Source organism: Janthinobacterium sp. PSPC3-1 (assembly GCF_049896105.1).
Classification (GTDB): Bacteria; Pseudomonadota; Gammaproteobacteria; order Burkholderiales; family Burkholderiaceae_D; genus Janthinobacterium.
Genome location: NZ_JAFCTQ010000074.1, coordinates 1 through 7559, shown reverse-complemented (window position 1 = coordinate 7559; position 7559 = coordinate 1). Strand labels below are relative to the sequence as shown.

Below are 7559 nucleotides of genomic sequence, written 5' to 3'. Positions count from 1 at the left end.
CGTTGTTCGCTGAAAAATTCAGCAAACAGCCGCGGGTGGCTTGAAACAAGAGTGTCCGCTATTGACAGTACACCTCATCATGAATGTGTCGCGGAGCCATTCCGGCCCCGCGTCTTCAACCAGGAGATGAGCATGGCAAAAAAAGCAAAGCGCGCAATAAATCGTCAAAAAACGTTGAATGTCGCTAGCAAGACAGGGTCGCAAGCAAATTCGACCCTAAGCTTCTTCAACGATGGATATGACAAGGTGGTAGCTGGAACGAGGATGGGTAATCTCGATTTGTTCAAGGCAGGCGCGGCCGCGCTTGAACTCGCGGGTTGCTCCGTGTTTAGTGTTCGGTTCGTGGATGAGAATGACTTCTCGTTTGTCAGTGCCGCCGATCTTGCTCTTCGTTGCAGAAATGCGCCTGTGTTCACCGAACTGGTGAATACAGCGCTTACTATTGTTCGTCAGAGGCCGCAAGATACTTCGCCTCTGAAAATCTTGTTTGATGCTTTATCCTCTCGCATCCAGGCTCTCGAAATAGGATATGGAACAGGCGTTGAGGCGTGGTATTACAGCAAGTTAGTCGACTGCATTTTGGAGTTGGGCATACGTGTGGAAGGTCCCGCACGGGTAGGCTATCCTGGGAAAATCTGGGATCGCGTTTGCGCTGAACGCGCGGCCCGGGAAGAAAAAATCGCTTTAGAGCTAGCGATTGCGGCCCCCAGTCGGAACGGTGCGTCGAGAGGTAGCGCTCGGCTTTGACGCGCTGCGATAGAGAACAGCAAGGAGCGAGCGTGCGTTTCAGCGCTCGTTTTTTGCCGTCGCTTGTGCTCTGCTTGGCAGTGTTTATTTCAGGAGACTAAACCGTCCACCCTCGTTGCGGGAATTTTTGGCGCCGGCCATTAAGCTGCAGCAGTGCATAGAACAAAAAAACTTCTAAAAAGACGTTCTCTTCTAGATAACGTTGTATCATGGAAACTTAACTAGGCGAAGGTATGCTGCTGGAAGCCCAGAAGTATTTCGGTGCATAGCTCCAAGTCAGCAACCACGAATTTGTAGGCTGTTTTCATGTGCGCCTAGCTTGGACTCACTTTTGCTCCCGTGGCTGCGACGTTCGCAGCCTTTTTCGTTTACAGACAATCGCTGCTTTTCTATCCGCCCCCTCGGCCTGCCGAAGAATTGCCAAAACGTCATACTAGGAATCGAGAAATGCCGAACTCACTTGCATATCACGTTGTAGTAAATGCTCTTGAGGGAGGGGCCGGCTGGACGCCGATGAACAGGTTTGTCTCGGCGGTGTCGCACGTCATCAGTGGCCACCTGCCGTATCAGCGCTACCATGCTGCCGGCCGGGCGAGGACGGCAGAGGGAGCCGGCGCAGGCGTCGTTGAGCGCATGGTCAATGACTTCCTCGCCACTGACGTCAATCCTGGATATTTGCTCCTCTCGTCGTTCCAGCGCGAAGCGGATGTGCTTGTCGCGTTCAACGCCTATAACCAGTCCGCGAAGCTGGGTGTGCAGACCAGCCTGGGCGCCAGTGGCTACGCGCGGCGGCTCAATAGCGGCTCACGCAACAGTTCGCGCAATGTCGACGGCAACGGCAACGGCAACGGCAACGGCGCAGATGGAACGCTCACGTCTGGTCGAGACGATCCTGACAGCTGTCGCCAAGGCACCTTGGCGATTGTCGAAACTATGATTGCAACCACGCGGCGCAATGCTCAACTGCCGGACGGAGCGGAGAGGCGGAGCTTGACCACCACTGCCGCTATTCTGGGGATTGAGGGTTCGGCGGCCGCAGAGGTGGCTTTGGTGTTCGAAAGCGAGGGCCATCTTCCCATCGCGGGCGTTGCCCGCAAGCTGGGTTGCCACCAGCGGACATTGGAGCGGCGACTGAGGGAAGCGAATATCACCGCAGAAGCCCTTCGACAAGCATCGCGCTTGATTCGCGCATCGCATCGACTTTCGTCCAGTGACAGCCTTACGATGATTGCTTGTGATGAGGGTTTTTCCGATCTGTCGCACATGACCAGGGCATTTCAAAGCTCATCCGGGATGCCGCCGAGTCTCATACGCAAATTAATGCGACTTGGCCAAAATCCATCTTGACCAAATTCCATGTTGACTAAAATCATTCCAAGCCAAATCTTCTGTAAGCGGTAACGCTAGGCCTACAGCCGCCCGCAGAGTCTGCCAGGCCCTTGCCGGCAGGTCGTGAGCATGTTTTCAACCTCTATTCGCTCTTCACATAACACGCGCTCACTCGACAATGTTCCACGGGACGCCCTTCACACGAATGTCGCACGACTTAGCCAAGAGCGCGTATTGCTTGGAACGTTCCACGCACTCGGCAAACTCCTGCGTGAGCGGTGAATATGCATTCGGTTTGATCCGTATTGCCATTCGTGCTTATCGCGACATCAAATCCCCACCGCCCCACCGCCCACCGCCTTACCGCTTCAACGCACTTGAGTCTCCTCGCCGGTATTCCCCCAATCCGCATTTGGCAAAGTGCTGTGGTCTAATTTGCTCGGACACCTCGATAGGTGGAAAATACACCACCTGAGGAGTTAGATATGACAACAAGAAAACGTAGAGTATTCGATGCCAGCTTGAAGCTGGAAGTAGTGCGCATGATCAAGGAACAAGGCCAGAGCGTCCAGAACGTCAGCGAGACCATGAGCATCGGCCAGACGGCGATCCGGCGCTGGTTGACGCAATACAGTGCTGAACAGAACGGCCAGCCAGGCATCGGCAAACCGCTCACCGCCGAGCAACAAAGAATCCGGCAATTGGAGCAGGAAAATCAGCAACTGCGCCAGGACGTCACCATCTTAAAAAAGGCATCGGCCTTCTTTGCCCGCGAAATGAAATGATTTATACGGTCATTCGTCAGCTGCAAAAGGAGGCCTTTCCTGTGCAGCAGAGCTGCGATCTGCTGGCCGTCAGCAGATCGGGCTTTTACACGGCACAGCACCGAGTCGCCAAGCCGGCGTCCTGTAAGCCAAGCATCCATCTGAAAGCGGCTTTCATGGCCAGCCACCAGAGCTACGGAAGCCGCCGACTGGTCACCGCCATGGCCAACGCGGGCCTGCGCATCGGGCGCTACAAAGTACGCCGGCTGATGCGCCAGGCGGCCTTGAAGCCTGTCTGGAAGCGCAAATTCGTGCACACGACAGACAGCAAGCACGGCTTGCCAGTGGCCGCCAATGTGTTGAACCGGCAGTTCAATCCGGCCGCGCCTAATCTCGCTTACGTCAGCGACATCACTTACATTCGGACCGGCGCTGGATGGCTGTACCTGGCCACAGTCCTCGATCTATATGCACGCAAAGTGGTCGGCTGGGCCATGGCGCCGAGCATGCCTGCACAGCTGGTCTGCGATGCCTTGAGCATGGCGATCGGACAGCGGCAGCCAGCCCCAGGATTGATCGTCCATTCGGATCGTGGCAGTCAATATGCCAGCGTGCTGTACCAAGAGATGCTTGAGCGGCACGGCTTTGTTTGCAGTATGAGCCGTAAAGGAAATTGTTGGGATAACGCCGTCGCAGAGCGCTTCTTCCTGAACCTGAAAATGGAGCGTGTCTGGCAGCGCCAATATGCCAACCATGCCGAAGCAAAAGCCGATATCACTGATTACATCGTCGGTTTCTACAACTGCAAACGCGTCAATTCAGCATTGGGCAATCTGCCGCCCACCGTCTACGAACGGAAAATGGCGGCACGTGAACCTATCGTTGTGTCCGAAATTACTTGACCACCACAAAGACGCCTATCCGCAGATAGCCGGTTTAGCTGGTAGCCGGCTTTGACGACATTGAATAGCTACGACCTCTAATGGTTTAGAGGGGAAGCCCTCTGCGCGTTAAGTGGGCAGGACATCTCTACACCGGGGCTGCAAGGCACCCTAATCAGAAGCAGGCCGCATTTCGCCATGGTTATGTTGCCAATATCTTCAATCCTTCTGTTTGTGTCGCATAGATTCAAGCTTTTCGAGGGCTGCTGCGTTATTTTTCTGCTTGTTGGAAAGCAATGAATCGCTTAGTCGCCGACAAGTAAATCTGCAAGATTTTTTCAAAATTCTTTTGCATTTTTCTTTGTCTGCTCCGTTGAGGGAATGTTGGAAGAAGAACTGGTTGAGGGTTGGGCGCCGTGATCCTTGCTACGCAGGTAGCTAGCCGTGGCGTGCGCTTGATTGACGATAAATGCCCGGTCTTCCGGAGATAGGTCGCTGAGATGGGCCTCCATGGCAGCGGCCTGGTCGGATTTGCGATCGCTGGCAGTAAGCAGCAGTTCATCCATCCGGCAGTCGAAAAGCTCGGCGAGCTCCGATAGGCGGGGAATCGACGGCAAGACGATGCCCCGCTCAAGTCGTGAAATCGCCTCGTTGCCGACTCCCAGGCGCTCTGCGACGTCTTCTTGGGTGAGCCCTGCCCGAACGCGATGGCTCGCGATGGCGGCTCCCACTGTTTGAGAAATTTTCTTGAGGCGCTGCGTTTCCATGGGATGTCCAAGTGAATGTTCAACTCGAATGGTGGCGACTAGGCTTATTTGTTTGAAGGACCTAAAAGGTTGAGTTTCAACTAAAATAGTTTACTATTCGCTTGTGGGACATTTCCGCGACGCAATATTTTCGGAAGTCAGGCTTGGCGGTGCGCCAAAAGCCGATGATTTGATCTGCATGCGGGCGTCAGGAATCATCGTCAGCATCCGGGGCATAGTTGCCGTCGAGGTCAAGCAGTGATAGCAATGCGGATTGGTGAATAAGCAGGGCAAATTGGTTTGATTTAACGGTAGTTTTGGCGGCTTTTTTTTGCATGTGGCGATGCCGGAAGAGAAAGTTGTCAACTAATAACTAGCAGCAAATAGAAAGGTGTAAGAATGTCTAATTCTCCGAAAAGCTTGTTGGCTGGCCTAGCGATTTTCGCAATCAAAGCTTGGCTGTCGGTGATAGCGGTAATTATCTATCCCAAACCTGCCGTTCTGCTCGCGGTGTTCGTTTTCTGGACTTGGCAACTGGCTGCGCCCTACCGGCGCGACCTTGCCGAACTCAAAGCGTCATTGAAGCGGGGTGAAGCCGTAAATCCTTTGTGGCTGCGGCTCACAAATATCGGGCCTAAATTGGCCTTCTCAGTGATGGCTTCCGTGGTCTACCCTATGCTTGGGATACCGGCTGTAGCTATTTTTTGGCTCGTGGATTTGACATTCCTGAGTCGGCGAAAAGCAGCAGCCCGTGCGTCTGCGCCGCCCACTTATGCAGACAAGGCCGGCGTCGCCAGTGGTGACACAAATGGGGCTGAGTGGGGTTATTCCTGTTCTCGATTCGATCTAACGATAAATTTTGAGCGTGACGAGGCGCGGCTGATATCTCACGTCGACAACGTGGAGGCGGTCAAGTTTCATAGTCCGTCTGAGTCACGTTTTGATCAAAATTTCCGGTTGTCAGACCTGGCCTGCGCCGTCGATGAACGTAACGCTACAATTCACTTCTTTGTGTTCACTCAGGAGATTGTTGTGGTTGGGCCACCTATCAACGTGAAATGGCGCGGTGATGAGCTTGTCCGAGAAGGTTCTGCCCACCTTGAACGAAACTGGCATTCCACGCCTGACTTCGGGGCATGTTTCCGTGAGATTGGCCCGGTGCTGGCGAGCGATTTCCACCGCTACTGGATGCCCATCGAAAAAAGAATATTTTCGATGGGAAGCGCGAGAGCGGGTGCCTATCTCACCGAGCAACAAGACAGCTTGGCAGCGATGATGCTTAATAAGCGCGCTGCATGGAAGGCCGAGCGGGAAATCAGCGTGGCTCGCGCAGAGGAGGTCAAAAAGCTCGCTGGCCTTGTGGATCCTCTCTCAGAAACTGCCTTGTTTGAGAATGGCTCTTTGGCGTGGACCATGTCCGCGGACAAGAGCGGCCAGGCTGCAATCCAACTGGGCAATGACCTGTGGATCGGGTCGCTCAAAGAAGCTTGCGCGAAGGCGACCTTGGATGAAATCCCCGCAAAAACCGACGGCACAGCGCCTACCTTTGCACTGGGAATTGTAATCAAAGATGATGAGTTTGAGCGTTCGCAGCTCCGAAAGCGCCGCTTCCAGCTGATGGTGGGCTATTCGAAGGCGCAAATTACAACCTGGATTGATCGAATTGAAATTCTAGCCCGATAGCAGGTGCGGAGGGCAGAGCGCGGCGCGAACCGCGCGTCCCGCCCTGTGATCGCGGCAGGCCAAGAGACTAACACTGCATTGATGTGTTTTATTTAACTGTATAGGAATTATGATGCGAAAAATTTTATCGGCGCCGCTCATTGCGCTCGTCCCATTTCTTCTGTCCGCATGCGCCAACCCGGGCATGCAGGGAGGCTCGAATGTCCAGCTTCAACAAGCGATCAACACAGTGGGCGCGATGCTCAACGGAACGGTGCCGACCTCTGCAACGGGCAACGGTCCAACCAGCCAGCCAACCAGCCAGCCAACGGCGCCCGTGATCGCTGCCGGAGAGGGCACGCCGAGGTTTATCAACGGAGTAAGAATTCTCATCGACGGGCCGCACCCGACAGATCCTCGTTGGGCAGGAAAGTCGATAGAGAGCACTCCGCTCTACAAGCTGTTTGAGCGCTACCCGCTGGAGAGCTTTGGAAATTTCTGGCCACGCGTAAGCATTCACATTGATGACTATTCCGAGACGCTGGGTTCAAGGGAGCATTCTGGCACCAGATACACGCAATCAATGAATCAAACACGCCCGTTGGAATGCATTAAATTTAGTGCGCTGATATGGAGCTCTGAGAAGAAATCTCAGAAAGTTGATGGCGTTGTGATTTGCAGTGTGGATCTCAAGTCGGACGACAGACATCTGTCCCTTGGCGCCATGCGCGCTTATCGAGGAATTATGTCGCCATCGATGTATTCCTCTCAGCAGCTCAGGACAGCAGGGCCACGAATTCCGCGCCAACTATTGCCGCAATCAACAGGCGAAGACAATACGTTTTATTCGAACGCCGATTACCTTATTTCGTCCTTGTTCGTCAAGATGTCCTATCAGGGGCCGATTGACGGGGATGCGCGACTCTGGTTCGTTAATCTGACCAATGCCAAGTTCTGATTAAACCAAAGAGAATGTAAGCGCGTCTATGCAGCGTGTTGTTAAATTGTCTGCAGCCTGATATTGACTTTCGGCTTTCGGAGAGGCCCCCTGTCGAGAGCCTGTCCGAAAGAACTGTGGCCCCTTGATCACGTTGGCATGGCACCTGAGACCATCGCATAGGTGTTTGAGGGAAACATATAGAGTAAAAGACAGCAATGGGAAAAGTGAGCCGCCGAGTGAATTCGGAAGCTCATTTTTTTTATACACCTGACGCACCGTTGGTATATGCTTTTCATATGCGCGCTGAGGCGAACCCGGCAGCGCCCGCTAAGCATATTTCGCTTCGTTTGTCTGGGGCAATTAAGGAAGCGCATGATCGACGATTTAACTGGAGGACGACTGGTCGTTCAAAAGTAAGCGTCGTCCCACCGCCGTCTACCCTTGAGCATCGCACGATGCCATGATTGAATTTGGGACACAAATTGGTTGT

General features: G+C 53.8%; 7 protein-coding genes. 5 read left to right on the top strand and 2 right to left on the bottom strand.

Going from position 1 to position 7559, the window contains the following annotated elements:
• From ACP7B7_RS31325 to ACP7B7_RS31315, 3 genes are all read left to right on the top strand, one after another.
• On the top strand, window positions 1-747 hold a 747-nt coding region (locus ACP7B7_RS31325; protein WP_426079318.1), incomplete at its 5' end, for a hypothetical protein.
• A gap of 513 nt (window positions 748-1260) precedes the next feature.
• A complete protein-coding gene (locus ACP7B7_RS31320) occupies window positions 1261-2094 on the top strand; it encodes a helix-turn-helix domain-containing protein (protein ID WP_426079317.1) in 834 nt (277 codons plus the stop codon).
• Between the two features lie 467 nt (window positions 2095-2561).
• Window positions 2562-3742, top strand: a protein-coding gene (locus tag ACP7B7_RS31315; protein WP_426079316.1) for an IS3 family transposase whose coding sequence is annotated in 2 segments (ribosomal slippage) — window positions 2562-2832 and window positions 2832-3742 — 1182 coding nt in all. Because the reading frame shifts where the segments join, the coding sequence is not laid out codon by codon here.
• 317 nt (window positions 3743-4059) lie between these two features.
• Here the strand turns inward: ACP7B7_RS31315 and ACP7B7_RS31310 are convergent.
• Together ACP7B7_RS31310 and ACP7B7_RS31305 are read right to left on the bottom strand one after the other, a co-directional pair.
• Complete coding sequence (locus ACP7B7_RS31310) at window positions 4060-4488, bottom strand: helix-turn-helix domain-containing protein (RefSeq protein WP_426079315.1); 429 nt, start codon at window positions 4486-4488, stop codon at window positions 4060-4062.
• 187 nt (window positions 4489-4675) lie between these two features.
• Window positions 4676-4804 carry a hypothetical protein gene (locus tag ACP7B7_RS31305; protein ID WP_426079314.1) on the bottom strand — a complete coding sequence of 43 codons (129 nt, stop codon included), beginning with the start codon at window positions 4802-4804 and terminating at the stop codon, window positions 4676-4678.
• Window positions 4805-4866: 62 nt separating this feature from the next.
• On the opposite strand from ACP7B7_RS31305, the gene ACP7B7_RS31300 reads away from it, so the two are divergent.
• On the top strand, window positions 4867-6150 hold the full coding sequence (locus ACP7B7_RS31300; RefSeq protein WP_426079313.1) for a hypothetical protein: 1284 nt from the start codon (window positions 4867-4869) through the stop codon (window positions 6148-6150).
• Window positions 6151-6259: 109 nt separating this feature from the next.
• Entirely contained in the window at window positions 6260-7087 is an 828-nt protein-coding gene (locus ACP7B7_RS31295; protein ID WP_426079312.1) for a hypothetical protein, read from the top strand.
• The last annotated feature ends 472 nt before the right edge of the window (window positions 7088-7559 follow it).

What these genes read in the sequence shown, in the direction of transcription:
- ACP7B7_RS31295 (WP_426079312.1), top strand. Translation starts at nt 6,260, where the DNA reads ATGATGCGAAAAATTTTATCGGCGCCGCTCATTGCGCTCGTCCCATTT.
- ACP7B7_RS31320 (WP_426079317.1), top strand. Translation starts at nt 1,261, where the DNA reads ATGAACAGGTTTGTCTCGGCGGTGTCGCACGTCATCAGTGGCCACCTG.
- ACP7B7_RS31300 (WP_426079313.1), top strand. Translation starts at nt 4,867, where the DNA reads ATGTCTAATTCTCCGAAAAGCTTGTTGGCTGGCCTAGCGATTTTCGCA.
- ACP7B7_RS31305 (WP_426079314.1), bottom strand. Translation starts at nt 4,804, where the DNA reads ATGCAAAAAAAAGCCGCCAAAACTACCGTTAAATCAAACCAATTTGCC.
- ACP7B7_RS31310 (WP_426079315.1), bottom strand. Translation starts at nt 4,488, where the DNA reads ATGGAAACGCAGCGCCTCAAGAAAATTTCTCAAACAGTGGGAGCCGCC.